Below are 24,085 nucleotides of genomic sequence, written 5' to 3' on the forward strand. Positions count from 1 at the left end.
GATGGGCGTCCGGAGGCTGGCCGCCGGCCTGCTCGCCACCGCGACCACCGCGGTGCTCCTGACCGGCTGCACCGCCGACGGTCGGGAGTCCGCCTGCGACAGTGCCGGCGGCATCGTCGAGTGCGCCCCGGAGCAGCGGTCCGCCGCCCCGAAGATCGCCGGTGAGCTGCTGGCCGGCGGGTCCTACGACGTGGCCGGCCAGCGGGGCCAGGTCGTCGTGGTCAACTTCTGGGGCTCCTGGTGCGCGCCGTGCCGGGCCGAGGCCGACGACCTGGAGAGCACCTACCAGGCGACGAAGGACGCCGGAGTCACCTTCCTCGGCATCAACGTGCAGGACAGCCGGGACAAGGCGATCGCCTTCGAGGAGGGCCGGGTCAGCTACCCGAGCATCTTCGACCCGGGCAGCCGGCTCGCCCTCGACATGGACATCCCGCCGAACACCATCCCGGCCACCGTCGTGCTGGACCGGGAGGGCCGGATCGCCACGGTGATCCGGGCGGCGGTCCGGCAGGAGGGGCTGCAACCAATCGTCGAGCGGATCGCCGCCGAGGCACCCGCGCCGGCCGGTCAGCGCTGATGGGCGGGACCTTCGGCCAACTCGCCGAGTCCGGCCCGTTGCTGCTGGCGTTGGGCGCGGCCGCCCTGGCCGGTCTGGTCAGCTTCCTGTCGCCGTGTGTGCTGCCGCTGATGCCCGGCTACCTGTCGTACGTCACCGGCCTCGCCGGCGCGGACCTGGAAGGCCGGCGCGAATCGCCAACTGCCGGCGAGACACCGGTAGGCGGTGGCGGGACATCCGGCGGTGGTGGTGTCGGTACGGCGGTACGGCCGGACACCCGGGTCGCCCCGGCGGTGAAGGGGCGGGTGCTGGCCGGGACGCTGCTGTTCATCGCCGGCTTCACAGTCGTGTTCACCGCCACCGCTGTCCTGTTCAGCGGGGTCGGCCGGGTCTTCTTCGACCACGAACGGACCCTGGAGATCATCGTCGGCGGGCTCATCGTCCTGCTCGGCCTGGGCTACCTCGGTGCGCTGCCCGGGTTCCAGCGGGAGTTCCGGATCAACCGGCTGCCCGCCGCCGGCCTGCTCGGCGCACCCGTGCTCGGTGCCGTCTTCGCCCTGAGCTGGGTGCCCTGCACCGGGCCCACGCTGGCCGCGGTGCTCGGCATGGCCACCACCAGTGGCCAGACCGACCGGGCTGTGGTGCTGGCGGTGGCGTACTGCCTCGGGCTGGGTCTGCCGTTCGTCGTCTTCGGGCTGGGCTTCAACCGGCTGCTCGGGGTGTTCCGCACGGTGCGTCGGCACAGCCGCTGGGTCACCCGGATCGGCGGGGCGCTGCTGATCCTGATCGGCCTGGCGCTGCTCACCGGCGGCTGGACCAACGTGGTGATCTGGTTGCAGACCACGGTCGGGGTGGGCAACTTCGAGGTGGGCATCTGATGACCGCCGTGGACGACCGGCCGGCCACCCCGGCCGAGGCACCCCGGCGACGCGGCAACCCGCTGCTCGCCCTGTTGCGCAACTCGTGGCGGCAGCTCACCAGCATGCGTACCGCGCTGGTGCTGCTCTTCCTGCTCGCGGTCGCCGCGATCCCGGGCTCGGTGCTGCCGCAGCGCGGGGTCAACCCGGAGGACGTACGCGACTTCTACACCGCGAACCCCGACCTGGCCCCGGTGCTGGATCGGATCGGCGCCTTCGAGGCGTTCAGCTCGGTCTGGTTCTCGGCGATCTACCTGCTGCTGTTCACCTCGCTGATCGGGTGCATCACGCCCCGGCTGCGCGACCATGTCCGGGCGCTGCGTGCCCGTCCGCCGGCCGTACCGAAGCGGCTGGAGCGGCTGCCGCAGCACGCGGTGGTGCCCGCGCCCGAGGGCGGCGCGGCGGCGGTCGCCGAGACGCTGCGCCGACGGCGGTGGCGGGTGGCGGTACGCGGCGACGAGATCTCCGCCGAGAAGGGCTACCTGAAGGAGACCGGCAACCTGATCTTCCACACCTCGATGGTGGTGGTGCTGATCGGCGTCGCGCTCGGCTCCTGGTACGGCTGGCACGGCAACCGGCTCCTGGTCGCCGGTGCGGACCAGGTCTTCTGCAACACCCGCCAGCAGTACGCCGAGGCGCGGCTCGGCCCGCGTGTCGGCGACGATCTGCCCCGGTTCTGCATGCAACTGGACGAGTTCGACGCGCGGTTCCTGCCGAACGGACAGGCGTCCTCGTTCAACGCGAAGGTGACTGTCGACGAGGACGGCGGCGCTCCGCGGCAGGCCGAGTTCTCGGTCAACTCACCGTTGCGCCTCGACGGCGCGAACGTCTACCTGCTGGGGCACGGCTACGCCCCGGTGATCCGTTACACCGACCGGTTCGGCGGTACCCAGACCAGCACCGTGCCGTTCCTCACCACTGGTGACATCGGGCTGACCGGTGAGGGGCTGGCCGCCTTCCCGGACGCCAACGTCAATCCGGAGACCGGCGAACGGAACCCGGATCTCCAGGTGGCCTTCTCCGGGCTCTACCTGCCGACCGCGCCGCAGGAGCCGCCGTTCGTCCGCTCCGAGCACCCGACCGAGCAGAATCCGCTGCTCGACCTGGTGGCGTACCGGGGGAACCTGGGGCTCGACGCCGGCATCCCCGGCTCGGTCTACCAGCTCGACCAGCGTCAGGTACGCAACGGCCGGCTCACCGAGATCGGTGCGAAGCAGCTACGGGTCGGCGAGAGCTGGACGCTCGACGACGGCACCACAGTCGAGTTCGCGGGTACGCAGCGGTACATCGTGCTGTCGGTGCGTCACGATCCGGGCATGATGCTGCTGCTGGTCAGCTCCATCGGGCTGGTGCTGGGGCTGATGGGCTCGCTCTTCGTCAGGCGTCGACGGGTGTTCGTCCGGCTGCTGCCGGCCGGGCCGGGTGACCCCGACAGTGGATCTCCGACGGACGGTAGTAGTTTGGTCGAGGTGGCTGGTCTGCCGCGTACCGAGCATCCCGGGTTCGCCGCCGAGTTCGCCCAACTGGTCGCCGCGATCGGCGCCGGTGGACGACCCGGCGACGCCGGCACCGACCCGGGCGCGCCGGCCCGGGCGCGGGAAGGAGCCGAGTGATGTCCGCACTCTCCGATCAGCTGGTCTCGTTCGCCACGCTGGCGTACCTGCTGGCGATGATCAGTCACGCCGTCGAGTACGCCCTCGGCAACTCGCGCGCCAGGGCGGTCGCGGCACCGTCCCGTGAGCTGGTCGGCGCGGCGGTGGGCAGCGCTGCGGCCGACGGGACCGCGTCCGGCACGGTTGGGGACGATCGCGACGCCGCAGGTGACGCGGACACCGCCGGTGCATTGGAGGCGGGCGGCGGGCTCGGTGCCGCCGTGCCGGGTGCGGGGGCACCGAATCGGGCCGAGCGCACCGCGCGGCGGGCGGAACTGGGCGGCCGGATCGCCGTCGGGTTGACCGCCGTGGCCGCCGCGCTGCACCTGGCGGCACTCGTCACCCGTGGCCTCGCCGCCGACCGGATGCCGTGGGGCAACATGTACGAGTTCGTGCTCACGGTCTCGTTCATCGGGGTCGCCGCCTGGCTGGCGGTGCTGGTCAAGTGGCCGTACCTGCGCCGCCTCGGGCTCTTCCTGACGCTCGTTATGGTGCTGCTGGTGGCCACCGCCGAGCTGGTGCTCTACACGCCCATCGTGCCGCTGGTGCCGGCGCTCAACTCGTACTGGTTCATCGTGCACGTGTCGACGATCGTCTTCGCGTCGGGTCTGTTCCTGCTGGGCGTGGTGCCGGCGGTGGCGTACCTGATGCGGGCCGGGTACGAGAGCGGCAAGCGCAGCTTCCCGTACACCCTGGCGAAGCGGCTGCCGGCGGCGGCCGGGTTGGAACGGCTCACCTTCGTGCTGCACGCCTTCTCGTTCCCGATCTTCACCTTCGCGGTGATCGCCGGGGCGATCTGGGCCGAGGCGGCCTGGGGTCGCCCGTGGGGCTGGGACCCGAAGGAGACCTGGGCGTTCATCTCCTGGGTGGTGTACGCCGGCTACCTGCACGCCCGCGCCACGCCGAGTGTGAAGCGGAACGTGACCGCCTGGCTGGCCATCCTCGGTTTCCTGACCGTGCTGATGAACCTCTTCGGCGTGAACATCTTCTTCGAGGGTCTGCACTCCTACGGCGGCCTCTGACCCGCAAGACGTATAACTACACTTATAATAACTGTGGTTATACATCTTGCAGGATGGTGGTCGTGGTCGTGAACCTGATCAAGCCTCCGGGGATCTTCGATCGGGACGTCGAGTGGGCCGAGCTGGCCCGGTTCGCCACCGATGATCGGCTCGGCGCCACGTTGGGCGTGGTCAGCGGTCGCCGCCGGCAAGGCAAGACTCTGCTGCTGTACGAGTTGGCCCGCGCCACGGGAGGCTTTTACTTCGGGGCTACCGAGGCGACTTCGACAGAGTCGCTTCGGCGGCTCGGAGAGGCGCTAGGCCGGTACACGGACAGCCCAGGTCCGGTGCATCTGGCGGACTGGTCGAACGCTGTCGACGCGCTGTTGGCCTTGGGCCGGTCTCGGCCGGTCCCGGTGGTGATCGACGAGTTCCCCTACCTGGCTCGGGTGAGCCGCGACCTGCCGTCGGTGATCCAGCATGCGTTCACGCCGGGCCGACCCCAGCGGACCGGCTCGCATACCCGCCTCCTACTGTGCGGCTCCGCGCTCTCCTTCATGGGCGGGTTGCTGGCCGGCTCCGCGCCGCTGCGAGGGCGGGCCGGGCTCGAACTGCCCGTCGCTCCCCTGGACTATCGGGCGGCAGCGGCCTTCTGGGAGATCAGTGATCCGTTGCTCGCGGCCAAGGTGTTCGCAATCGTGGGCGGCACGCCGGCCTATCGCCGGGAGTACGTCCAGGACGACGCACCGGAAGGGCCGGACGACTTCGATGACTGGGTGGTGCGCGCCGTGCTGAATCCCGCTCGGCCGCTCTTCCGCGAGGCGCGGTATCTCCTCGCTGAGGATCCGGATCTGCGGGACTCGGCGCTCTATCACTCCGTTCTTGCGGCGGTGGCCGAGGGGAACGGCACGCGAGGCGGGATCGCCGGCTTCATCGGGCGCAAGAGCACTGACCTGCACCACCCGCTCACCGTGCTGGAGGATGCCGGCCTCCTGGTTCGGGAGCCGGACCCGCTGCGCAGCGGCCGTAGTCGCTACCGCATCAACGAGCCCTTGATCACCTTCTACCAGGCGGTCATGCGACCGGCCTGGACGGCATTGGAGCAGCGGCGAGGTTCGGAGGTCTGGCGACGTTCCCAGCGGCGGTACGCCAGCGCGGTGCTCGGCCCGTCATTCGAGGAGATCGTCCGGCAGTGGGCAGTACGTTTCGCCGCTCCCGAGACGTTCGGCGGCATCGTCGCCGAGTCGAGTCCCGCCGTTCTCGCCGATCCGGTCAGCCGGACGAGTCTGGAACTGGACCTCGTCGCGCTCGGCGAGCCGCCTCTCGGCGACGGGCCCCGCCCGCTGCTCGCCGTCGGCGAGGTCAAGTGGGGGCGGGTACTGGGCCTGGCCGACCTGGACCGGCTCGCCCGGGCGCGTGACCTGCTGGTCGCCCGCCCCGGTCTGGACGCCCAGGACACCCGGCTGCTGCTTGCCAGCGGCGCGGGGTTTACCGATGACCTGTGGGCGGCCAGCCGTCATCGGTCCGACGTGATCCTCGCCGACCCCACGCGCCTCTACACCGCCGACTGACGCGCGACCTGGAATGGTCGCACTTCCGCCGCTACTGCGGTGACCAGCGCACCCATGACCGCCGTACCACCGGAAGGTGTCGACATCAGCTCCGAGGCGGCGCCGACAGCGGCCGGTCCCGCCGCAGCGTTTCGCTCACTCGCAAGGTGACCTGGTAGGCGACCTCCGGTACATCGGACAGCTCGATGCGCTCAGACCGCAGTGCGAGCTGTGCGTGCAACTCACGGGCGATGGCGTCGCGCAGCTCGACCTGTAGCGGCGACAGCCCGTCCGCTTCTCCGACGACGTACGCGTCCGACATGCGTTCAATGCTGTCGCGGCCCAGCGTCCCGGTCCACACCCGGTGAGATTTCTCCCCGCCCTTGCTGCCCCCGCGCCTGCCCCTGCTGCTAGGCCGCTGCGTGGTCGCCGCGCGAGGCCGCTGCCGCGAGGCTGTCGCCGCTGCGATGTCGTTGGTGGCTGTCGCTGTGGCCGGGTGGGTGAGGTCATCGGCGGGGGTACGGGTTCGGGTAAGGGGAGTGCGGCGGTCAGTCGGTGGGGTGCGGGCGGTGGGTGCGCGGGGCGGCCCAGCCGAGGAAACGGTCGTGCAGCGCGGCGGGCTTCGGCGCGTCGTGGGGGCTGAGGCGGTACAGATCCTCGACCGCGTCGTACAGCAGCCCGGCGAGGTAGATCGACAGGGCCACGTGACTGTCCCGGTACTCGGCGAGCAGGGCGAGGCGGGCGTTGGCGCAGGGCCACGGTGCGGCGCAGGCCCGGCACAGCCAGAGCGGCCGGAGCGCGACGTGGATCTGCGACGTCATCTGCGTACTCCTGTCTGCCGGCCGGCTGGAGGCGGGGCCGTCCGTCGCCGACGTGCCGGACGGCCCCGCGTCGGTCGCGCCCGTCCTTTCCGGTCGGATCCGGGCGGTTCCGATGGGGACAGTCTGGTGCGCCGCCGACTACTCTCGGAAGGCGTCCGATCGCCCTGTGTGCCTGGTCTGTCCCCCGGTGAGGGCGGTGAGAAACGCGGATCGTCCTGGTGAGGAGTGGTGCGGGTGGACGAGCGGTCGCGAGTGTTGATCGAGGAGCTGCGGTACATGCGGGCGGCGCGCAAGGTGACGCAGGAGGACCTGGCTCGGGCGATCAACTATTCGCCGTCGACGGTGGCCATGGTGGAGACCGAGGCGCGCAAGCCGCCGCCCGACTTCTGGGAGCGGGCGGACGCGGCGCTGGACACCGGCGGCGCGTTCGTCCGGATGCTGGCCCGACTCGGCTCGCCGCAGTGGATGCGGGAGTGGGAGGCGAACGAGCGGCAGGCCAGCGTGCTGCGGTCGTTCCAGAACACCGTGGTGCCGGGGCTACTGCAAACCTCGGCGTACGCCCGCGCGCTGTTCCGCAGCGTCGGGCTCTACGACGAGGCGGAGGTGGAGCGGCGGGTGGAGGCGCGGTTGGCCCGGCAGGCGGTGCTCGCCGGCGAGCGACCGCCACAGCTCGTCACGGTGCTCGACGAGCACGTGCTGCGCCGGCCGGTGGGCGGGCCGGTGGTGATGCGCGAGCAACTGCGGCGGCTGGTCAAGCTGGCCACCGAGCATTCCCGGGTACGGCTGCACGTGGTGCCCGCCTCGGTCGGCGCGTATCCGGGTGTCGCCGGGGCCTTCGTGCTGGCTACCCTTCCCGGTGGGGAGGATGTGGCCTATCTGGACGATCAGCTCAAGGGCCAGGTGATCGACCACACCGTGGACGTGCTGGCGATCCGGGCCTCCTGGGAGGCGATCCAGGGTGAGGCGTTGCCGCCCCGGCAGTCGATCGAGTTGGTGACGGAGGTGGCGGAGTCATGGCGGAGCTGACCGGCGCCCGGTGGCGCACAAGCAGCCGGAGCAGCACCAACGGTGGAGACTGCGTCGAGGTGGCGGACAACCTGCCCGGCCTGGTCGCGGTGCGCGACAGCAAGGACCGCGACGGCGCGGTGCTGACCTTCGGCCCGGCGGCCTGGCGGGCGTTCCTGGAGGTGCTCCCGGTCAGCCGGTGAACCACCCGGGGACGTCGAGCCGGAACCAGTTGGCGGGGGTGACGGTGCGCAGGTCGTCCTCGATGGCCGCCACCCGGTCCGCGCCGAGCGTCTGCGTCCAGCGCTGCCGCAGCCCGTCGAAGATGACAGCCGACCGGCGCAACCCGTCGAGCCCGTGCGGGGTCAGTCGGACCAGCTTGCGCCGGGCGTCGCGGCTGTCGTCGGCGCGTTCCAGGTAGCCGAGGGCGACCAGCCGGTCGACGGTCTTGCCGGCGGCCTGCTTGGAGACGCCCAGCCGGTGGCCCAGCTCGGAGGCGGTGGTGCCGTCGGTGCCGACGGCCTGGAGCACGAAGCCGTGCAGCGGACGCAGCTCCGGGTGGCCCTGCCGGGCCAGCTCGGTGTGCAGGTCGTCGATGAGCGTGCGGAAGCCGGCAAGCAGCAGCAGCGGCAGGACGAAGCCGGGGCGCTGTGGTTCAGGTGTTGGCAATTTCGACAACCTGGTTTACGGTTTGGTCAACCACGTTGACTAACCTACGGGAAGGGATGTCGCCATGTCCACGTACGTCTTCCCCACCCACACCATCGACACCGCACCGGAGGCCGCCCGGGCCACCATGGACGGCGTACGCCGCAGGCTCGGCCACCTGCCCGGGGCGGTCGGCCTGATGGCCGAGTCCCCCGAGCTGCTCAAGGGCTTCCTGACCGCCAACGCGAACTTCGAGAGCTGTGGGCTGGACCCGATCCAGCGGGAGGTCGTGGTGCTCACGGTCGCCGGCCGGAACGAATGCCACCTCTGCGTCGCCATGCACACCGCCACCCTGGTCCGGCACGGCGCTGCCGCCGAGCTGATCGACGCGCTGCGCGCCGGCACCGACCTGCCCGACGAGCGGCTGGAGGCGTTGCGGCGCTTCACCCTGGCTGTGCTCGACAACCGGGGTGCGGTGCCCGACGAAGAACTGTCCGCCTTCCTGGCCGCCGGCTACCAGCCCCGGCACGCCCTGGACGTGGTGCTCGGCGTCGGCACGTACACCATCTCCACCTTCGCCAACCGGCTCACCCGGGCGCCGATCGACCCGCCCCTGGCCGCGTACGCGTGGCAGCCGATCGCCTGACGGGGTCGGTCGTCACACCGGTTCGTAGCGGTCGCGCACTTCGTTGCGGACCATGGCGGGGACGTTCAGCCGCTCGTCCGCGTACAGCAGGCGTAGCTCGTCCGCGTGCTCGTCGGGCTCGCGGGTGAGCCGGGCCAGCTCGTCGAAGAGTGCCGCCCGCTCATCGTCGATCTTCTCGAAGGGGGCGGGCATCGCGCCCCAGGCGTCCCACGGCAGCAGCTCCACCCCGTGCAGCGCGGCGGCGTCGCGCATCAGGTTGCCGGCGATCCACCACCAGCCACCCTCGTTGACCACGCTCAGCCCGAAGGTGTCCGGGTCGGCCTCACCAGCCCGGCAGCGGGCCCACGCCTCACCGGCGACCAGGAACCGGTCCCGGGGCACGTCAGTGGTGTCGAAGTCGATGCCGAACAGCTCACGCTGGCGCGCGTCGAGCTGGGCATCGACCATGATCCAGCGTAGTTGCTCGGCATGCCAGTACTCCGCGACCCAGTGGTCCTCGTACCTGCCGTCGACGAAGTAGTCGCCGAAGCCGCAGCGGGCGCGGGCCGGCACACCCCGGGCCCGCAGCGCCGTGACCAGCAGGAGGGAGTAGTGCCGGCAGTTGCCGGCGACCCGCTGATCGGGGGTGCGCGGGACGGTCAGCGGCTGGGCGTCCGGAGTGTCGGCGATGCGGGCGAGAATTTCGTCGGCGGGCCGGAGATGGACGGTCTGCCGCTCGTCGTCGGTGAGCGTGACCCCGTACACCCCGGCGACGTGCTCGTGGATCAGCAGCCCCTGGATCGTCCCGGCGAGCCCGGCCGGGTCCGACGGCACCGCTTCGAGCAGCGAAGCGAACGACCCGGCAGAGGTCAGCCGGCCCGGCCGCGCGAAGCGGGAGACATCCGTCCGGTCCTGGTCCATCTGTCACTCCTCGGGAGAATGAGGCGTAGAGATCGGTTGTGGCCGCCGCCGCTGCCGGCTGGGTGGTCTGTCCCCGGCTGGGCGGTAGCAAGCATCCCAGGATTCGCCGGAGCGCGGTGTCCCCTGCGATCCGTTCGCGCTCTCAGCTCGACAGGCTCGAACCCGCTCAGTCCCCGTACCGAAGTCGCTTGCCGGCACGGGTCCGGCCGCACGAGACGCACCAGCCCACCCGTGCCGGGGGCCGCGCGACGAGCCGGGTGCCGCGCGGTGGGGCGCGCCACAGGGTGTACGGCCACCCGGCGTGGGCAGGAGCAGCGGGCGTAGGACAGACTTGCGGGCATGGCGGCTCGTGGCTTCCCGTACACCGATCTGAAGGATTTTCTCGCGGCGCTGGAGCGCGAGGGCGAACTGCGGCGCGTCAGCGTCCCGGTCGACCCGACGCTGGAGATCAGCGAGATCGTCACCCGGACCGTGCGGGCCGACGGGCCGGCGCTGCTGTTCGAGCAGCCCACCCGGGGTGAGATGCCGGTGGCGATCAACCTCTTCGGCACCGAGAAGCGCACCGCGATGGCGCTCGGCGTCGAGTCGCTAGACGAGATCGGCAACCGGATCGGCGAGATGCTCAAGCCGGAGCTGCCGGTGGGCTTCGCCGGCATGATGGGCGGCCTCGGCAAGGTCATGCAGCTCAAGTCGATGCCGCCGAAGAAGGTCAGGACCGCGCCCTGCCAGCAGGTGGTCTACCGGGGTGACGACGTCGACCTCAACCGGCTGCCCGGGCTACAGGTCTGGCCGGGTGACGGCGGGATCTTCCACAACTTCGGGCTGACCCACACCAAACACCCGGAGACCGGCAAGCGGAACCTCGGCCTCTACCGGCTCCAGCAGCACAGCCACAACACCCTCGGCATGCACTGGCAGATCCACAAGAACTCCACGGCACACCACGCCGTCGCCGAGCGGCTCGGCCAGCGGTTGCCGGTCGCCATCGCCATCGGCTGCGACCCGGTGGTCAGCTACGCGTCGAGCGCGCCGCTGCCGGCCGACATCGACGAGTACCTGTTCGCCGGCTTCCTGCGCGGCGAACGGGTGGAGATGGTCGACTGCCTGACCGTGCCGTTGCAGGTGCCGGCGCACGCGCAGGTGGTGCTGGAGGGCTACCTGGAGCCGGGTGAGCGGCTGCCGGAGGGCCCGTTCGGCGACCACACCGGCTTCTACACCCCGGTCGAGCCGTTCCCGGTGCTGCACGTCGAGGCGATGACCATGCAGCGCGACCCGGTCTACCACTCGATCGTCACCTCGAAGCCGCCGCAGGAGGACCACGGTCTCGGCAAGGCCACCGAGCGGATCTTCGCGCCGCTGCTGCGGTTCCTGATCCCGGACATCGTCGACTACGACCTGCCGGCCGCGGGCGTCTTCCACAACTGCGCGATCGTGTCGATCCGCAAGCGCTACCCGAAGCACGCCCAGAAGGTGATGAACGCGATCTGGGGCGCGCACATGATGTCGCTGACCAAGCTGATCGTGATCGTGGACGAGGACTGCGACGTGCACGACTACCGCGAGGTCGCCTTCCGCGCGTTCGGCAACGTCGACTACGCCCGCGACCTGCTGCTCACCGAGGGCCCGGTGGACCACCTGGATCACTCGTCGTACCAGCAGTTCTGGGGTGGCAAGGCGGGCGTCGACGCCACCCGCAAGCTCCCCGAGGAGGGCTACCACCGGGGCTGGCCGGAGGAGATGACCATGGCCCCCGAGGTCGCCAGCCTGGTCGACAAGCGCTGGAAGGAATACGGCATCTGATGGCGACCGACGACTCCGCCCGCGATCTTGCACTTTCGGTCGCTGATTCGTCCGCTTCGCCCAGTTCCGCCCCGACGGAAAGTGCAAGATCGCGGGGGCGGGTGAAGGCGTTCCTCAGGCTCGTGGCGATCGAGCACTCGGTGTTCGCGTTGCCGTTCGCGTATCTGTCGGCGTTGGTCGCGATGGCGGTCAACGGGGGGCGGGTTCGGTGGCTCGACCTGCTCTTGATCACTGTGGCGATGGTGGGGGCGCGGACGTTCGCGATGGCGGCGAACCGGATCCTGGACCGCCGGATCGACGCGCGGAACCCGCGTACCGCCAACCGGGAGCTGGTGACCGGGGCAGTGAGCCTGCGGACGGCCTGGACCGGCGCGGGCGTCGCGCTTGTGGTCTTCCTGGCCGCCGCCGCCCTGCTCAACCCGCTCTGCCTGGTGCTCGCACCGCTGGCCGTGGTGCCGTTGGTGGTCTACCCGTACGGCAAGCGGTTCACCAACTGGCCGCACGCCATCCTGGCCGTCGCGCAGATGGTCGGCCCGGTCGGCGCCTGGCTCGCGGTCACCGGCACCTTCGCCGGCTCCGGGCCGGCCTGGTTGCTCGGCGCTGCCGTCGGGCTGTGGATCGGCGGCTTCGACCTGATCTACGCCTGCCAGGACGCCGAGGTGGACCGGGAGATCGGCGTGCACAGCGCGCCGGCCCGGTACGGGCTGCGCTTCGCGCTGCACGCCTCCACCGTGGCGCACGTGGTCACCTTCGCGCTGTTCGGCTGGTTCGGCGTGCTGATCGGCTTCGGCTGGCTCTGGTGGATCGGGCTGGCGCTCACCGCCGTCGCCTTCGGCTACCAGCACCTGGTGGTCACGCCCACCGACCTGAGCCGGGTCAACCGGGCGTTCTTCACCGCCAACGGTTTCGTCGGCATCGCGTTGTTCGCCTTCGCCCTGCTCGACCTGGTGGTCCGGCTCGGCCTGCGCGCCTGAGTCGTCCGCGTCGGCCTGCGGACCGGGTCAGCCGCTGGTCGACACGGCGTAGCGGGCGCTCTCCAGGGTCCAGTCGATGGTGCCGCGAACTGCCCGGGCCACCCCGTCGAGGTGGGCGGTGACGGCAGGATCCAGCGCCGGACCGAACGACGGCACGCGGGCCCGCAGGCTGACGAAACGGCGCATCGACTCGTGCCAGCGCTCGACCGCCAGATCGACGGCGGTGGGCACCGGCACGTGATGTTCGGCGGCCAGCGCCAGCACCAGGTTGTGCCCACCGGAGACGGCCGCGTCCCGGTCCAGCGAGGCGATGTCGTTGTACCAGGAGAGCAGGTCGTTACCGATGGCGCGCAGCTCGCTCAGCCGTGGGTGGTGGTAGACCGGGTCGGGCAACGGCCGGCCGCTGACGAACTCCACAAGCGGATACGACACGTACGCCGCCGAGGTCGCCCGGCGTAACTGGACATACTCCTCGACGCCGGGCGCGTGCCCGGTCGCCTTGTTGACCGCCTCCTGCCAGGTGCCGTCGAGGTGATGGGCGACCGCGTCGGCGAAGCGCAGCCGCCAGCGGGCCGGCATCCGCCGGTGCGGCTCCCGCCAGGCGCTGACCAGCAACCGGCGTAGCGGACCGGCCAGCCCCGGGTGCCGCGGCCGACCACCGCCGCGCAGCAGCGCGACCGCACCGTCGCGCAGCGCCCGGATCTCGTCCAGGCCACTCCGGTCCGGCCCGTCGCAGGCGTCGTCGACCAGGAAGAACCAGGTGAACAGCGCGGTCAGGATGCGCAGGTCGGCCTCGGTGGCATCGGGATAGAGCCGACCCGCGTAGCGGGCGAAACCGGCCCGCCCCAGCCGCTCGCGCGTCGGCGCGTCCAACGGCAGCTCGGACACCAGCCATTCCTGCACCCCGTCGGCATGCGGGGAGAGCTGCGGTGGGATGGGACAGGCGGCACGCAGGGACGGCAGGATGTGGTGGGCACGGCCGGTCGACGACGAGATGATCTCGTCGCTCATCTCACGTCCCCTCTGCCCGCCCCACGCGTCCGTCACCGGGCAGCATGCCAGCTCCCGGTGGCCCCCGCAGACCCGCCGGGCATCGGTGGCGTAACGGCTCAGCCTGCGGCGATCATGGGCACCTCGGACACGCTTTCCGGGGTGCCCGACCGGGGCCGACGGTGACCAGGCAGGCTGAGGGGATGCGCGAACCATGGGTGGTCGGGGTGTCCGGGGCTTCCGGCACGCCGTACGCGGCAGCAGTCGTACGCGGGTTGCTCGACGCCGGGGAACCGGTGGACCTGATCGTCTCCCGAGCCGCCCGGCTGACCGTCCTCGACGAGACCGGACGGCCGTTCCGGGACGCTCACTGGGCCGAGGACCTGGCCAGCTGGCTCGGGCGGGACGTCACCGAGGCGGACCTGCGGCACTGGCCCGCGGGTGACCTCGCTGCCGGACCGAGCAGCGGTTCCTATCCGGTACGCGGCATGGTGGTGGTGCCGGCCAGCACGGCGGCCTGCGCCGGTATCGCCATCGGCCTGTCCAAGGACCTGTTGCAGCGGGCCGCCGAGGTGAACCTCAAGGAGCGTCGGCGGGTGGTCATGGTGCCCCGCGAGACGCCGGTGACCCGCAGCCACCTGGAACACCTGATCGCGCTGCATGACGCCGGCGCGGTGGTGCTGCCGGCCAGTCCCGGCTTCTACGGTGCTGGCGCCGCCGCCTCCGCCGCCCAACTTGTGGACTTCGTGGCGGGCAAGGTGCTCGACGCCCTCGACGTGCCGCACACCCTGTTCAAGCGGTGGGCCGGAAAGTTGAACGCGGACCGGACCTGACGGCCGGCCCGCGTCCCGACCCGCACTTCAGTACATGCCGGCGTTTGCCGGGCCGGCAGAGCCGGTCGAAGCGGCCGGGCCCGCGTTGCGCGGCCTACCCATCTCGTCCGCCTCTTCCAACATGCCCTCCCCTTCAAGCAGGGCCCGCACCTCGGATTCCCGAAACCGGCGATGCCCTCCTGGAGTCCGGATGCTGCCGATCCGGCCCGCCGCCGCCCAGCGCGTCACGGTCTTCGGGTCCACCCGAAACAGCGCGGCGACTTCACCCGGTGTCAGCAGGCGATCTCCAGTGTCCACAGCCCCCTCCTCGCATCGACGAAGCCCCCGGCTGAACACACTGCCCCCGGCCGGTGCGAGCCCAGAGCCGTCATGAGGGACGTATGGCAATTACAGCACCAGCGACCTGGCCTGTCCGCCAAACGCGAAAAACGCACTGAGTGGGAAGTTAGTAAATGGTACCGGCGTCGCGCCCTCCGAACCCCGGGTATGCGAACTGTCACCCGCTGCCAGGTCAAACGGATACCGGAGTCCGGGTGTTACGCCACGCCGACTAGGGTCTACAGTCCGTGGACGCCATCGACCTCAACCTCGTGGACCTGCTCCGCGGCAACGCCCGCCTGTCGTACGCCGAGCTGGCCCGCCAGGTCGGCCTTTCCGCTCCGGCAGTGCACGAAAGGGTCGGCAAGTTGGAGTCCGGGGGCGTCATTCGGGCGTACCGCGCCGAGGTCGAGCCGGAAACCATCGGGTTGGGTGTGACAGCCCTTATCGGCATCGTGGAGGACTCCGGAGCGGACACCGACGACGTGCTGGAGGCGTTCCGGGTCATGCCCGAGATCGAATCCTGCTACTTCATGGCCGGCGTCGAGTCCTTCCTGCTCAAGGCCCGGGTGGGCACCATCGCCGAGCTGGAGCAGCTGATCGTACGGCTGAACCGGACGCCCGGGGTCGCCTCCACCCGTACCGGCATCGCCCTGTCGACCAAGTGGGAGAACCGCCCGCAGTCGGTCGCTCCGCCAGCGGCCTGAGCCCCGGCGCCGCCTGTCGGCTTGCTAGGTTTCCGGCGTGACTCATCTCGACCGGTGCGACGAGGCCAGCCGGCGGTGGGTGACCGAGGCGATCGCGGCCGTGGAGGCGGACGCCAACCGGTCCGCCGACACCCACCTGCTGCCGTTCCCGCTGCCCCGGCAATGGGGGATCGACCTCTATCTCAAGGACGAGTCGGTCCACCCGACCGGGTCGCTGAAGCACCGGCTGGCCCGCTCGTTGTTCCTGTACGGGCTCTGCAACGGCTGGATCGGGCCCGACACCACGATCATCGAGGCGTCGTCCGGCTCCACGGCGGTCTCCGAGGCGTACTTCGCCCGGATGCTGGGGTTGCCCTTCGTCGCGGTGATGCCCGCCTCCACCTCGCCCGAGAAGATCGCGCAGATCGAGTTCCAGGGCGGCCGGTGTCATCTCGTCCAGGACCCGGCGAAGGTGGTCATCGAGGCACGCTGGCTCGCCGAGGACTCCGGCGGGCACTACATGGACCAGTTCACCTACGCCGAGCGGGCCACCGACTGGCGCGGCAACAACAACATCGCCGAGTCGATCTACGCACAGCTCGCCCTGGAACGGCATCCGATACCGGCCTGGATCGTGGTCGGCGCGGGCACCGGCGGCACCAGCGCCACCATTGGTCGGTACGCCCGCTACCGGCGGCTGCCCACCAAACTCTGCGTGGTCGATCCGGAGAACTCCGCGTTCTACCCCGCCTGGCAGGCGGCCGACTGGTCGGTACGCACCGGACGCGGCTCCCGGATCGAGGGGATCGGCCGCCCGACCGTCGAGGCGTCGTTCCTGCCCTCGGTGGTGGACCGGATGGTGCAGGTGCCCGACGCGGCGTCCCTGGCGGCCATGCGGGCCGCCTCGGCCGTGCTGGGTCGACGGGTGGGCGGGTCGACCGGCACCAACCTGTGGGGTGCCTTCGGCCTGATCGCGGAACTGCTCGCCGCCGGCCGGACGGGCTCGGTGGTCACCCTGATCTGCGACGCTGGTGACCGGTACGCCGACACCTACTACGCCGACGAGTGGGTGGCCGGGCAGGGCCTCGACCTGGCGCCGCACCTGGCCACCGTCGACCGTTTCCTGACCGACGGCTCCTGGCCAACCTGACCGCCGGCCCTGACCGACAGCTCCCTGGCCGGGCTGAGCGACCGGCCGGCTCGTCAGCGGATGTCGGTCAGCGTGTCGGCGCGCGCTCGGCCAGCCCTGGGTAACGCAGCACGTAGCCGTCGGCGTCCACCTCGACCTCGACGCTGAAGCCACCGCTGGCGTACCGGAAGCGGTTCGGGCCCAGCCCGGTGTACACCTGCTCGGTGGGCAGCACCGTCAGGCTGGGCAGCAGCACCCAGGCCACGCTGATCCGGTGCACGGTGTCGGGCGGTGCGGTGGTAAGGCCGAGCCGGCGCAGCGGCAGGGTGTTGAACAGCGGCGAGCCGCCCAGATCCACGTCCAGGGCGTCGGCCAGCCGATCCTGGTCCTCCAGGCCGGGCAGCCCGGCCGGGGCGTGCCCACCGGCGGTCAGGACCGCGTCGAGGTCACCCTGCTCGGCGGCGGTCACCCGCCACCGCTGCGTCGCCCGTTCGAGCCGTACGCTGCGCCGCCACCCGGCTCCCTCGACCTCCACCTCCAGGCGGACACTCGACCAGTCGGTGTCGGTGGTCACCTGGTAGCGACACGTGTAGGGAACCGGGTCGACGGCCAGCTGGGTGCCCTGCGCCGTCAGACCGTGACCGTCGTCGACCACGGCGTGCTCGGCACCTGCGGTGTCCGTACGGGTCCACAGCAGCGACTTCGGCGTGGTCGACATGAGCCGGACGTTACGCCACCCGGCAGAGCCGGGCAGCGTATGCGCCGAAGACCAGCACCGCGAGCGGCGCCCTGTGGTCAGTAAGTGCGGGCCCGCGGTCGGCCGCCCGTGCCACGTCGATCGTCGCGTGGCCGGTCGTGCGAACTCCAGCCCTCCGACCGACCGCCCCGATCACTGCCGAAGCGGCGCTCGCCGCGCGGGTGGTCGTGGTAACGGCGGTCGCCGGGTGCCTGCTCCGTGAAACGGCGCTCACCCCGGTGACCGTGGTCGGCGTAGCGGCGCTCGCCGGTGGGCCGGTCGCCGAAGCGGCGGGGGCCGCCCGGCCGGCTGCTGCGACGGGGCTCTTCCGGCTCTTCACGAACCGGTACGCCGCTCGGCTCCCGCGCGCCGGTCAGCTCAGCCAGCACGGGGTCACCGAGGCGCACCCGGGACTGGGCCGGCTCCACGCCTGCCTTCTCCAGCATCGCCAGGGTGGTGCGGCGCTGCTTCGGCAGCACCAGGGTGGCCACCGCGCCGGACTCACCGGCCCGGGCGGTACGCCCGGCGCGGTGCAGGTAGTCCTTCGGGTCCTTCGGCGGGTCGACGTGCAGCACCAGCGAGACCCCGTCGACGTGGATGCCCCGCGCCGCGACGTCCGTGGCGACCAGGACGTTTGTCCGTCCCTCGCGGAACTCGGCGAGCGTGCGGGTGCGCATCCGCTGGGTCTTGCCCCCGTGCAGCCCTCCGGCGCGTACGCCGACGGCGGCGAGCTGCGTGACCAGCCGGTCCACGCCCAACTGGGTACGGGCGAACACGATGGTCCGGCCCGCCCGAGCGGCGATCGACGCGGTCACCGGGAACTTCTCCTGCGGCGGGATGAGCAGCAGGTGGTGGTCCATCGTGGACACGGCTGCGGTCGCCGGCGCTGTCGAGTGGGTGACCGGGTCGGTCATGAAGCGCCGCACCAGCGCGTCGACGTCACCGTCCAGAGTGGCCGAGAAGAGCAGTCGCTGCGCGTTCGCCGGCGTCTTCGCCAGCAGCTCGGTGACCTCGGGCAGGAAACCCATGTCGGCCATCTGGTCGGCCTCGTCGAGCACGGTGATCTCGACGTCGTCGAGCTGGCAGACACCCCTGTCGATCAGGTCGGCGAGCCGGCCCGGGGTGGCCACCACCACCTCGACACCGCGCCGCAGCGCATCGATCTGCCGGTCGTACGGGACTCCGCCGACGGCGGTCTTGAGGAACACGCCGACGGCCTTGCCCAGCGGCAGCAGCGCGTCGTTCACCTGCATGGCCAGTTCCCGGGTGGGCACCAGGACCAGCGCCCGTGGGTGCCGGGGCCGGGCCCGCTCGCCAGCGGCGACCCGGGCCAGCAGCGGCAGCCCGAACGCGAGGGTCTTGCCGGAGCCGGTCTGCCCACGGCCGAGCACGTCGCGTCCGGCGAGTGCGTCCGGCACGGTGGCCTGTTGGATCTCGAACGGGGTGGTGATGCCCTGCCGGTCCAGCGCCCGGACCAGCGGCCGGGGAAGCCCGAGCGAGTCGAAGGTGACCGGGGTGGGAGTTGTCGTGCCAGCCGGCTGCGGCGCGGCGGGAAGGTCGGGGGAGAACGGGGGCATGCCGAGGTCAGCGGAGGTGGTCAAGAAATGCCTTTCGAGCGGGGCGCATCTTCGCGATGTCCCGCTGCGGCCGTGGCCGCCGGATCTTCCGCAAGATCGCCCATGGGCGCGTGGTCACGCGCCAGGTCAGTGATCACCCACCAGTGTACGGCGGTCGGCGCGTACCCACCCGCGCCGGAGTCGGGTAGTGGGCGGACTCACCAACGATCCGGGAGCGGTCGGTCACCCGGACAGGCCACTGCCCGCCAACGCGTCGTTCGCGAACAGCACCACCAGTACGCTGATCGCCACCAGCACCCCCAGCGCGACAGCCATCAGGATCACGACGCGGAGCGTGCTGCTCGACCTCTCAGCCGCCGTGTCCGCCCAGCCCTGAGCCAGGATGTGCCCGGTCAACGAGCCGGAGGTCTCCTGTTCTCCCGTCGGGAAGGCCACCGTCGCCGAACTTTCCAGCCCGGCGTAGTACGCGCTCAGGTCGGAACCGCCAGGACGGTGCGTCTGCCCTGCCTCGGCCGGACGGTCCGTCTGTCCTGCCCTGACCGGAGGGCGCGTCTGCCCTGCCTCAACCGGACGGTGCGTCCGCTCGGCCTCTCCCGGCGACCGGACAGCCGGCGTCGATTCGGGCGTGGACGTGCCGACCCGGGCGGCGGGTTCGGACGTGCTGGTCGGAGGTCGGGTCGTACCCGGACCACTCCCCGCAGCGGTGACCGCCGCGAGCGACGCGGCTGAGCCCGGACGCAGCCCCGGGCGGGACGACGGCCGCGGCGCGACCCCCGCTGAGCTGGGTGCGGGCTCGTCCCGGCGGCCGCCGGGGTTTGTCGGTGGCGGCCAGACAGGCAGCGCCGGTGCCGGCACGACAGGAGCCGCGTCGGCTCCGCCCGACGCGGCGGGCGGGACGGTCCGGGGCGCGGCGGCGGGCGGAACGGTCAGCGGCGTGGCGGCGGAGGACGGTGCGACCCCGGTGGTGCCGGCGGTCGCCGGCGGCGGCGGAAACGGCGGTGCCGGCATCGGACCTGGCGGCGGTGGTGGTGCCGGCACGGGCGGGCCGGGAGGCGGCGTCGGTGGGCCCGGAACCGGTGGCGCGGGCCGGGGGCCGGGTGGCGGAGCGGGGACCGGTTCCGGCGGGTACGGCCCGGGCGGCGGAGCGGGGACCGGTTCCGGTGGGTACGGCCCGGGCGTCGGCGGCACCGGGGTCGGCGCGGGCGGTTCCGGGGCTGGCGGCACCGGGGTCGGCGAGGGTGGTTCCGGGGTTGGCGACGGCTGCGGGGTCGGCCCAGGTGGGACCGGTCCGGGTACCGGGGGTCGGGGTCCGGGCTTCGGCTCAGGAGCGGGTGGCGGCGGCGGTTCGGCCGGCTCCGGTGGCCGGGCGGGCTCCGGCGGCTTGACCGGCTCCGGTTCGACCGGAGCGGACCGGTAGACACCTGATGCCTTGCCACCGCTCCCGGCGGACTGCGCCTCGTCCACGCTCACCTGGCTGAGTCCAGGAACCCGGACACTGGCCCGAACCGGTTTCGGTGTTCCCGGGTCCCGGTTCGACTGTCCAGCCTCCCGCTGGCCGGGAACGCCGGCCGGGCCGGTCACCGCGGTCGCCCCGGCGGGGGCGGCCACAGCTCCGCCGGTGCTCACCGGCCCCGCGGTGGCTGTGGCGCGGTACGTGGTGCCCGCTGCGGATCCGGGCGCTCCGGCGGTCGCCGGTGGCTGGCCATGAACCACCCCACCGGGCGTCGTCACCCGGGCGACACCTGCCCGGCCTCGGGCCGGTCCCGCCGACCGGTCAACCGTGCCTGCCGTCGACCGGTCAGCGCCTGCTGTCGGATGGTCGGCGGTGCCGGCTTGCCGGCGATCGGCGGTGCCGGCTTGCCGACGGTCGGCGGGCGACGAGGTGACGGCAGACTCTGGGGCAACCTCATCGGCTGCCTGGTCGGAGGCGGTGCCGGCGGGCGGTTCCGGCTCGGCGGTGGCCGCAGGGGTCGGGTCCACCGGCCCCGCCGGAACCTCGTGCTCCGTCATCGTCGCCTCCGCGCCACGCTCGCAACCGGACCCGTACCGCGGGACCGGGAGTGCCTGAGAGACACCGTGCCACATTCCACCCGTGTGGCACACCCGGAGCGCGTACCCGCGTCCCGGGTGTCATCGGCCGCGCGCAGGCCGGACATCCACAACTGCCGATGCTGATCGGTGTCGTGACTTCCACGCCTGCACGGCGGGCATCTCTCCCCCGAACGTCATGTCTCCCAGACCTGAAATGTCGGCGAGACATGACGGTGCCGTTCGGACTCCCCGCCCGGCTCCGTCACTGTCGGCGATCGACGGTAGGCGGGCGCAACCGGGCCCGGTGTCAGCGCCGGTGCTGGTCAGCGTCCGCCGGCGGCCGACGGGCTGGCCGAGGCGCTGTCCTCCGGCGCCGCGCTGCTGGCCGCCGAGGTCGGATCGGCAGTGCCGGCCGAGGTGGTCGGCGCGAAGCTGCTGGCGCCGAGCGTCGGCGAGGCGGTTGACGAGGGGGTCGCCGACGGGGTGGTGGGATCCGACGGGGTCGCCGACGGGGTGGTGGACCCCGACGGGCTCGGCGTCGGCGACTGGCTGCCCGACGGGGTGGGCGAGGGAGTCGGTGACGTGGTCGGCTTCGGCGTCTTGGAGGGCGTCGGCTTCGGCGTCGGCTTGGGGGTCGGCTTCGGCTTCGGGGTCGGCGGCTGCGACGGGGTGGGCGAGGTCGTCGGTGCCGGAACCGCCCCCACCACCCGGGTCGCGGCGTAGAGCCGGGACCAGCGGACCGTGGAGATCTTCACCACGTCACCTGTGGTCGGCGCGTGGATCATCTTGCCGCCGCCGATGTACATCCCCATGTGGTGGATGGTCCGCCAGCTGCTCCCGGAGGCGAAGAAGACCAGGTCGCCGGGGAGTAAGGCGTCCCGCTGCACGGTGCGCGACCTGGTCGCGTAGTACTGGTCGCGGGAGACCCGGGGCAGCTGGTAGTAGCCGGCCGACCGGTACGCCGACCAGACCAGGCCGGAGCAGTCGAACGAGTTCGGCCCGGTGGCCCCCCAGACGTACGGGTCGCCGAGCTGCTTGCGGGCGTACGCGACGGCGGCCAGTGCGGTGGGATGGGCGACCATCCCGCCGGCCGACTGGTCGACGTAATCGGCGCCGAGCTGCTGCTCGGCGGCCTCCTGCTGGCGGGCCAGCTCGACAAGTTGCGCGGAGTTCTCGTCGCGCAGCTTGATCAGCTTCGCCTCGGCGTCACGCAGCGCCTGCTGGGTGGCGGTGTACTGCTGCTCGACGCCCTGGAGCCGGGACTGTGCGGCCGTGTACGCCTGGGTCGCCACCTGCTCGTCGGCCCGGGTGCGGGCCAGCTCACCGGCCGCCGGACCGGTGGCGTGGTCGACTTTCTCCCCCCGGTTCGCCCGGCGGAGCAGCTCCAGGTCACGCAGATCGGTGGCGAAGCCGCCGGGCGGCAGCGCGGCGGCAGCCTTGATCGCCTCGGCGGCCACCTGGTCCGCGCGCTGCTGTGCCTGCTGGACCGCGCCCCGGGCGAACTCCAGGTCACGCTCGGCGGCGAGGAACTGCGTCTGCACCTCGTTGCGCTGCTGTTCGAGCTCCAGCAGTCGGGTGCCCAGCTCGGCGACGCGGGCCTCGGCGGCGTTGATCTGGGTTTCCAGTGCGCTGGCACCCGGGGTGCCGAGCGCCGGTGGCACCAGGCCCGGGGTCGTGCCGGCGGGCGCGCCGGGCAGCTGGAGCGGGCCGGTGACGACCGGACGGGAGCCGGTGTCGGGCACCGTGACGGGGATGCCCGGCTCGGCGTACGCCGGTGCGGCGAGGACCGTGCTGGCGACCGCGGCGAGCAGGGCGGACCAGAGCGCCGGCCGTAGTACCGGCGAGACCGCCGGACCCCGTCGCCGCTGCCGTCCGTCCGCGCTGTCGATCATTCCGCTCCCCGTCCGGCGTTGCTCTGCCACGCTCGGTCGGCGCGGCGGTTCGGGACGCTACCAGTGTGTGTCGTGCCCCACCCTGTCTTACCTCACCCGGTGCACTGATGTCGATGTCTGGCCGGATAACGGGAGGCTGAGAGTCTGCTGCCGACGACCACGGTGTGAGTTGCCGGCGCGACCGACGTAGGCTCGGGTGGCGACCGCGTTCCGGTCGCGACCGCAGGTGGAAGGGGACGGGGCTTTCGATGGACGCCGGACTCAAGCGCGAACTCGAAGCGAAGGTGTACGCGGGGGAGCGGCTGACTCGTGAGGACGGGATCGCCCTCTACTCCAGCGACGACCTGACCTGGTTGGGGCGGCTGGCCCACCACAGGCGCACCGAGATGAACGGTGACCGGGTGATGTTCAACGTCAACCGGCACCTGAACCTCACGAACGTGTGCAGCGCGAGCTGCGCGTACTGCTCCTTCCAGCGCAAGCCGGGCGAGAAGGACGCGTACACGATGCGCATCGACGAGGCGGTCCGCAAGGCCAAGGAGATGGAGGACGAGCAGCTCACCGAGCTGCACATCGTCAACGGCCTGCATCCCACGCTGCCCTGGCGCTACTACCCCAAGGTGCTGCGCGAGCTGAAGGCCGCGCTGCCGAAGGTCAAGCTCAAGGCGTTCACCGCGACCGAGGTGCAGTGGTTCGAGAAGATCAGCGGGCTCGGCGCCGACGAGATCCTCGACGAGCTGATGGACGCCGGTCTGGAGTCGCTGACCGGTGGCGGCGCGGAGATCTTCGACTGGGAGGTCCGTCAACACATCGTCGACCACGCCTGCCACTGGGAGGACTGGTCACGGATCCACCGGCTGGCGCACAGCAAGGGCATGAAGACGCCGTCGACAATGCTCTACGGCCACATCGAGGAGCCCCGGCACCGGGTCGACCACGTACTGCGGCTGCGCGAGTTGCAGGACGAGACCGGCGGCTTCCTGGTCTTCATCCCGCTGCGCTACCAGCACGATTTCGTGGACTCGGCGGACGGCAAGATCCGTAACCGGATCCAGGCCCGCACCACGATGGCCTCGCCGGCCGAGTCGCTGAAGACCTTCGCGGTCTCCCGCCTGCTGTTCGACAACGTTCCGCACGTCAAGTGCTTCTGGGTGATGCACGGCCTGTCGGTGGCCCAGCTCTCGCTCAACTTCGGAGTGGACGACCTGGACGGCTCGGTCGTGGAATACAAGATCACTCATGACGCCGACTCGTACGGCACGCCGAACACCATGCACCGCGACGACCTGCTGCACCTGATCTGGGACGCCGGGTTCCGCCCGGTCGAGCGCAACACCCGCTACGAGGTGGTCCGCGAGTACGACGCCGCCCCCACGCTGGCCGAGCGTCGGGCCGAGCCGCAGCAGGTCTGGGCCTGACCGAC

General features: G+C 71.6%; 26 protein-coding genes. 15 read left to right on the forward strand and 11 right to left on the reverse strand.

Annotated features, from left to right (window positions below):
• Position 1 precedes the first annotated feature (1 nt).
• From AB0I71_RS00215 to AB0I71_RS00235, 5 genes are all read left to right on the forward strand, one after another.
• Entirely contained in the window at positions 2-577 is a 576-nt protein-coding gene (locus tag AB0I71_RS00215; protein WP_357581051.1) for a TlpA disulfide reductase family protein, read from the forward strand.
• Positions 577-1,434, forward strand: a complete 858-nt coding sequence (locus AB0I71_RS00220) for a cytochrome c biogenesis protein CcdA (RefSeq protein WP_357581052.1) — start codon at positions 577-579, stop codon at positions 1,432-1,434. Before AB0I71_RS00215 ends, AB0I71_RS00220 begins: the two co-directional genes overlap by 1 nt.
• Positions 1,434-3,086 carry a cytochrome c biogenesis protein ResB gene (locus AB0I71_RS00225; protein ID WP_357581053.1) on the forward strand — a complete coding sequence of 551 codons (1,653 nt, stop codon included), beginning with the start codon at positions 1,434-1,436 and terminating at the stop codon, positions 3,084-3,086. The genes AB0I71_RS00220 and AB0I71_RS00225 overlap by 1 nt, the downstream gene beginning before the upstream one ends.
• Complete coding sequence (gene ccsB, locus AB0I71_RS00230; protein WP_357581054.1) at positions 3,086-4,147, forward strand: c-type cytochrome biogenesis protein CcsB; 1,062 nt, start codon at positions 3,086-3,088, stop codon at positions 4,145-4,147. The genes AB0I71_RS00225 and ccsB overlap by 1 nt, the downstream gene beginning before the upstream one ends.
• A gap of 62 nt (positions 4,148-4,209) precedes the next feature.
• Positions 4,210-5,697, forward strand: a complete 1,488-nt coding sequence (locus AB0I71_RS00235) for an ATP-binding protein (protein WP_357581055.1) — start codon at positions 4,210-4,212, stop codon at positions 5,695-5,697.
• Positions 5,698-5,782: 85 nt separating this feature from the next.
• On the opposite strand, the gene AB0I71_RS00240 is transcribed toward AB0I71_RS00235, so the two are convergent.
• Together AB0I71_RS00240 and AB0I71_RS00245 are read right to left on the reverse strand one after the other, a co-directional pair.
• Entirely contained in the window at positions 5,783-5,998 is a 216-nt protein-coding gene (locus tag AB0I71_RS00240) for a hypothetical protein (RefSeq protein ID WP_357581056.1), read from the reverse strand.
• Positions 5,999-6,224: 226 nt separating this feature from the next.
• Positions 6,225-6,497 carry a hypothetical protein gene (locus tag AB0I71_RS00245; protein WP_357581057.1) on the reverse strand — a complete coding sequence of 91 codons (273 nt, stop codon included), beginning with the start codon at positions 6,495-6,497 and terminating at the stop codon, positions 6,225-6,227.
• A 234-nt stretch (positions 6,498-6,731) separates the two neighbouring features.
• Between AB0I71_RS00245 and AB0I71_RS00250 the strand changes: the two genes are divergently transcribed.
• The gene (locus AB0I71_RS00250) at positions 6,732-7,523 is read left to right on the forward strand and encodes a helix-turn-helix transcriptional regulator (RefSeq protein WP_357581058.1); all 792 of its coding nucleotides are present in this window, start codon (positions 6,732-6,734) and stop codon (positions 7,521-7,523) included.
• A complete protein-coding gene (locus AB0I71_RS00255; protein ID WP_357581059.1) occupies positions 7,511-7,705 on the forward strand; it encodes a DUF397 domain-containing protein in 195 nt (64 codons plus the stop codon). The genes AB0I71_RS00250 and AB0I71_RS00255 overlap by 13 nt, the downstream gene beginning before the upstream one ends.
• Here the strand turns inward: AB0I71_RS00255 and AB0I71_RS00260 are convergent.
• Positions 7,695-8,171 carry a MarR family winged helix-turn-helix transcriptional regulator gene (locus AB0I71_RS00260; protein WP_357581060.1) on the reverse strand — a complete coding sequence of 159 codons (477 nt, stop codon included), beginning with the start codon at positions 8,169-8,171 and terminating at the stop codon, positions 7,695-7,697. The two genes, AB0I71_RS00255 and AB0I71_RS00260, sit on opposite strands and share 11 nt — an antisense overlap.
• A 64-nt stretch (positions 8,172-8,235) precedes the next feature.
• Between AB0I71_RS00260 and AB0I71_RS00265 the strand changes: the two genes are divergently transcribed.
• Entirely contained in the window at positions 8,236-8,796 is a 561-nt protein-coding gene (locus AB0I71_RS00265) for a carboxymuconolactone decarboxylase family protein (RefSeq protein WP_357581061.1), read from the forward strand.
• Between the two features lie 12 nt (positions 8,797-8,808).
• On the opposite strand, the gene AB0I71_RS00270 is transcribed toward AB0I71_RS00265, so the two are convergent.
• Positions 8,809-9,696, reverse strand: coding sequence for a transglutaminase domain-containing protein (locus tag AB0I71_RS00270; RefSeq protein WP_357581062.1), 888 nt, complete (start codon positions 9,694-9,696; stop codon positions 8,809-8,811).
• A 339-nt stretch (positions 9,697-10,035) separates the two neighbouring features.
• Here AB0I71_RS00270 and AB0I71_RS00275 point away from each other — a divergent pair, with 339 nt between their 5' ends.
• Both AB0I71_RS00275 and mqnP read left to right on the forward strand, forming a co-directional pair.
• Positions 10,036-11,496 carry a menaquinone biosynthesis decarboxylase gene (locus AB0I71_RS00275; protein ID WP_357581063.1) on the forward strand — a complete coding sequence of 487 codons (1,461 nt, stop codon included), beginning with the start codon at positions 10,036-10,038 and terminating at the stop codon, positions 11,494-11,496.
• On the forward strand, positions 11,496-12,470 hold the full coding sequence (mqnP, locus tag AB0I71_RS00280; protein ID WP_357581064.1) for a menaquinone biosynthesis prenyltransferase MqnP: 975 nt from the start codon (positions 11,496-11,498) through the stop codon (positions 12,468-12,470). Before AB0I71_RS00275 ends, mqnP begins: the two co-directional genes overlap by 1 nt.
• A gap of 27 nt (positions 12,471-12,497) precedes the next feature.
• Here the strand turns inward: mqnP and AB0I71_RS00285 are convergent, their stop codons facing one another.
• Positions 12,498-13,481: a terpene synthase gene (locus AB0I71_RS00285; protein ID WP_357581065.1), complete on the reverse strand. Its 984-nt coding sequence runs from the start codon at positions 13,479-13,481 to the stop codon at positions 12,498-12,500.
• Positions 13,482-13,663: 182 nt separating this feature from the next.
• Between AB0I71_RS00285 and AB0I71_RS00290 the strand changes: the two genes are divergently transcribed.
• Entirely contained in the window at positions 13,664-14,293 is a 630-nt protein-coding gene (locus AB0I71_RS00290; RefSeq protein WP_357581066.1) for a UbiX family flavin prenyltransferase, read from the forward strand.
• A gap of 27 nt (positions 14,294-14,320) precedes the next feature.
• Here the strand turns inward: AB0I71_RS00290 and AB0I71_RS00295 are convergent, their stop codons facing one another.
• Positions 14,321-14,590, reverse strand: a complete 270-nt coding sequence (locus tag AB0I71_RS00295; protein WP_357581067.1) for a BldC family transcriptional regulator — start codon at positions 14,588-14,590, stop codon at positions 14,321-14,323.
• 269 nt (positions 14,591-14,859) lie between these two features.
• Here AB0I71_RS00295 and AB0I71_RS00300 point away from each other — a divergent pair, with 269 nt between their 5' ends.
• Both AB0I71_RS00300 and AB0I71_RS00305 read left to right on the forward strand, forming a co-directional pair.
• Positions 14,860-15,318 (forward strand): Lrp/AsnC family transcriptional regulator, encoded by a 459-nt coding sequence (locus AB0I71_RS00300; RefSeq protein ID WP_357581068.1) that lies wholly within the window; start codon positions 14,860-14,862, stop codon positions 15,316-15,318.
• 37 nt (positions 15,319-15,355) lie between these two features.
• Entirely contained in the window at positions 15,356-16,447 is a 1,092-nt protein-coding gene (locus AB0I71_RS00305) for a PLP-dependent cysteine synthase family protein (RefSeq protein ID WP_357581069.1), read from the forward strand.
• 67 nt (positions 16,448-16,514) lie between these two features.
• Here AB0I71_RS00305 and AB0I71_RS00310 read toward each other — a convergent pair whose 3' ends face one another.
• The 3 genes from AB0I71_RS00310 to AB0I71_RS00320 all read right to left on the reverse strand — a co-directional run bounded on the left by AB0I71_RS00310 (position 16,515) and on the right by AB0I71_RS00320 (position 19,174).
• Entirely contained in the window at positions 16,515-17,144 is a 630-nt protein-coding gene (locus AB0I71_RS00310; protein ID WP_357581070.1) for a putative glycolipid-binding domain-containing protein, read from the reverse strand.
• Between the two features lie 77 nt (positions 17,145-17,221).
• Positions 17,222-18,763 carry a DEAD/DEAH box helicase gene (locus AB0I71_RS00315; protein ID WP_357581071.1) on the reverse strand — a complete coding sequence of 514 codons (1,542 nt, stop codon included), beginning with the start codon at positions 18,761-18,763 and terminating at the stop codon, positions 17,222-17,224.
• 198 nt (positions 18,764-18,961) lie between these two features.
• Positions 18,962-19,174, reverse strand: coding sequence for a hypothetical protein (locus AB0I71_RS00320; protein WP_357581072.1), 213 nt, complete (start codon positions 19,172-19,174; stop codon positions 18,962-18,964).
• A 190-nt stretch (positions 19,175-19,364) separates the two neighbouring features.
• Here AB0I71_RS00320 and AB0I71_RS00325 point away from each other — a divergent pair, with 190 nt between their 5' ends.
• Positions 19,365-20,156 carry a hypothetical protein gene (locus tag AB0I71_RS00325; protein ID WP_357581073.1) on the forward strand — a complete coding sequence of 264 codons (792 nt, stop codon included), beginning with the start codon at positions 19,365-19,367 and terminating at the stop codon, positions 20,154-20,156.
• A gap of 310 nt (positions 20,157-20,466) precedes the next feature.
• Here the strand turns inward: AB0I71_RS00325 and AB0I71_RS00330 are convergent, their stop codons facing one another.
• The gene (locus tag AB0I71_RS00330) at positions 20,467-20,649 is read right to left on the reverse strand and encodes a hypothetical protein (RefSeq protein ID WP_357581074.1); all 183 of its coding nucleotides are present in this window, start codon (positions 20,647-20,649) and stop codon (positions 20,467-20,469) included.
• Between the two features lie 444 nt (positions 20,650-21,093).
• Positions 21,094-22,662 carry an NlpC/P60 family protein gene (locus AB0I71_RS00335; RefSeq protein ID WP_357581075.1) on the reverse strand — a complete coding sequence of 523 codons (1,569 nt, stop codon included), beginning with the start codon at positions 22,660-22,662 and terminating at the stop codon, positions 21,094-21,096.
• 248 nt (positions 22,663-22,910) lie between these two features.
• Here AB0I71_RS00335 and mqnE point away from each other — a divergent pair, with 248 nt between their 5' ends.
• Positions 22,911-24,080 carry an aminofutalosine synthase MqnE gene (gene mqnE / locus AB0I71_RS00340; RefSeq protein WP_357581076.1) on the forward strand — a complete coding sequence of 390 codons (1,170 nt, stop codon included), beginning with the start codon at positions 22,911-22,913 and terminating at the stop codon, positions 24,078-24,080.
• The last annotated feature ends 5 nt before the right edge of the window (positions 24,081-24,085 follow it).

This window comes from Micromonospora sp. NPDC049891 (genome assembly GCF_040660295.1).
GTDB lineage: Bacteria > Actinomycetota > Actinomycetes > Mycobacteriales > Micromonosporaceae > Micromonospora.

Excerpts from the sequence above, each read along its gene's own strand:
- AB0I71_RS00225 (WP_357581053.1), top strand. The coding sequence starts at position 1,434 with ATGACCGCCGTGGACGACCGGCCGGCCACCCCGGCCGAGGCACCCCGG.
- AB0I71_RS00255 (WP_357581059.1), top strand. The coding sequence starts at position 7,511 with ATGGCGGAGCTGACCGGCGCCCGGTGGCGCACAAGCAGCCGGAGCAGC.
- AB0I71_RS00265 (WP_357581061.1), top strand. The coding sequence starts at position 8,236 with ATGTCCACGTACGTCTTCCCCACCCACACCATCGACACCGCACCGGAG.
- AB0I71_RS00275 (WP_357581063.1), top strand. The coding sequence starts at position 10,036 with ATGGCGGCTCGTGGCTTCCCGTACACCGATCTGAAGGATTTTCTCGCG.
- mqnE (WP_357581076.1), top strand. The coding sequence starts at position 22,911 with ATGGACGCCGGACTCAAGCGCGAACTCGAAGCGAAGGTGTACGCGGGG.
- AB0I71_RS00330 (WP_357581074.1), bottom strand. The coding sequence starts at position 20,649 with ATGAGGTTGCCCCAGAGTCTGCCGTCACCTCGTCGCCCGCCGACCGTC.
- mqnP (WP_357581064.1), top strand. The coding sequence starts at position 11,496 with ATGGCGACCGACGACTCCGCCCGCGATCTTGCACTTTCGGTCGCTGAT.
- AB0I71_RS00335 (WP_357581075.1), bottom strand. The coding sequence starts at position 22,662 with ATGATCGACAGCGCGGACGGACGGCAGCGGCGACGGGGTCCGGCGGTC.
- AB0I71_RS00285 (WP_357581065.1), bottom strand. The coding sequence starts at position 13,481 with ATGAGCGACGAGATCATCTCGTCGTCGACCGGCCGTGCCCACCACATC.
- AB0I71_RS00310 (WP_357581070.1), bottom strand. The coding sequence starts at position 17,144 with ATGTCGACCACGCCGAAGTCGCTGCTGTGGACCCGTACGGACACCGCA.
- AB0I71_RS00270 (WP_357581062.1), bottom strand. The coding sequence starts at position 9,696 with ATGGACCAGGACCGGACGGATGTCTCCCGCTTCGCGCGGCCGGGCCGG.
- AB0I71_RS00220 (WP_357581052.1), top strand. The coding sequence starts at position 577 with ATGGGCGGGACCTTCGGCCAACTCGCCGAGTCCGGCCCGTTGCTGCTG.
- AB0I71_RS00290 (WP_357581066.1), top strand. The coding sequence starts at position 13,664 with ATGCGCGAACCATGGGTGGTCGGGGTGTCCGGGGCTTCCGGCACGCCG.
- AB0I71_RS00215 (WP_357581051.1), top strand. The coding sequence starts at position 2 with ATGGGCGTCCGGAGGCTGGCCGCCGGCCTGCTCGCCACCGCGACCACC.
- AB0I71_RS00245 (WP_357581057.1), bottom strand. The coding sequence starts at position 6,497 with ATGACGTCGCAGATCCACGTCGCGCTCCGGCCGCTCTGGCTGTGCCGG.
- AB0I71_RS00240 (WP_357581056.1), bottom strand. The coding sequence starts at position 5,998 with ATGTCGGACGCGTACGTCGTCGGAGAAGCGGACGGGCTGTCGCCGCTA.
- ccsB (WP_357581054.1), top strand. The coding sequence starts at position 3,086 with ATGTCCGCACTCTCCGATCAGCTGGTCTCGTTCGCCACGCTGGCGTAC.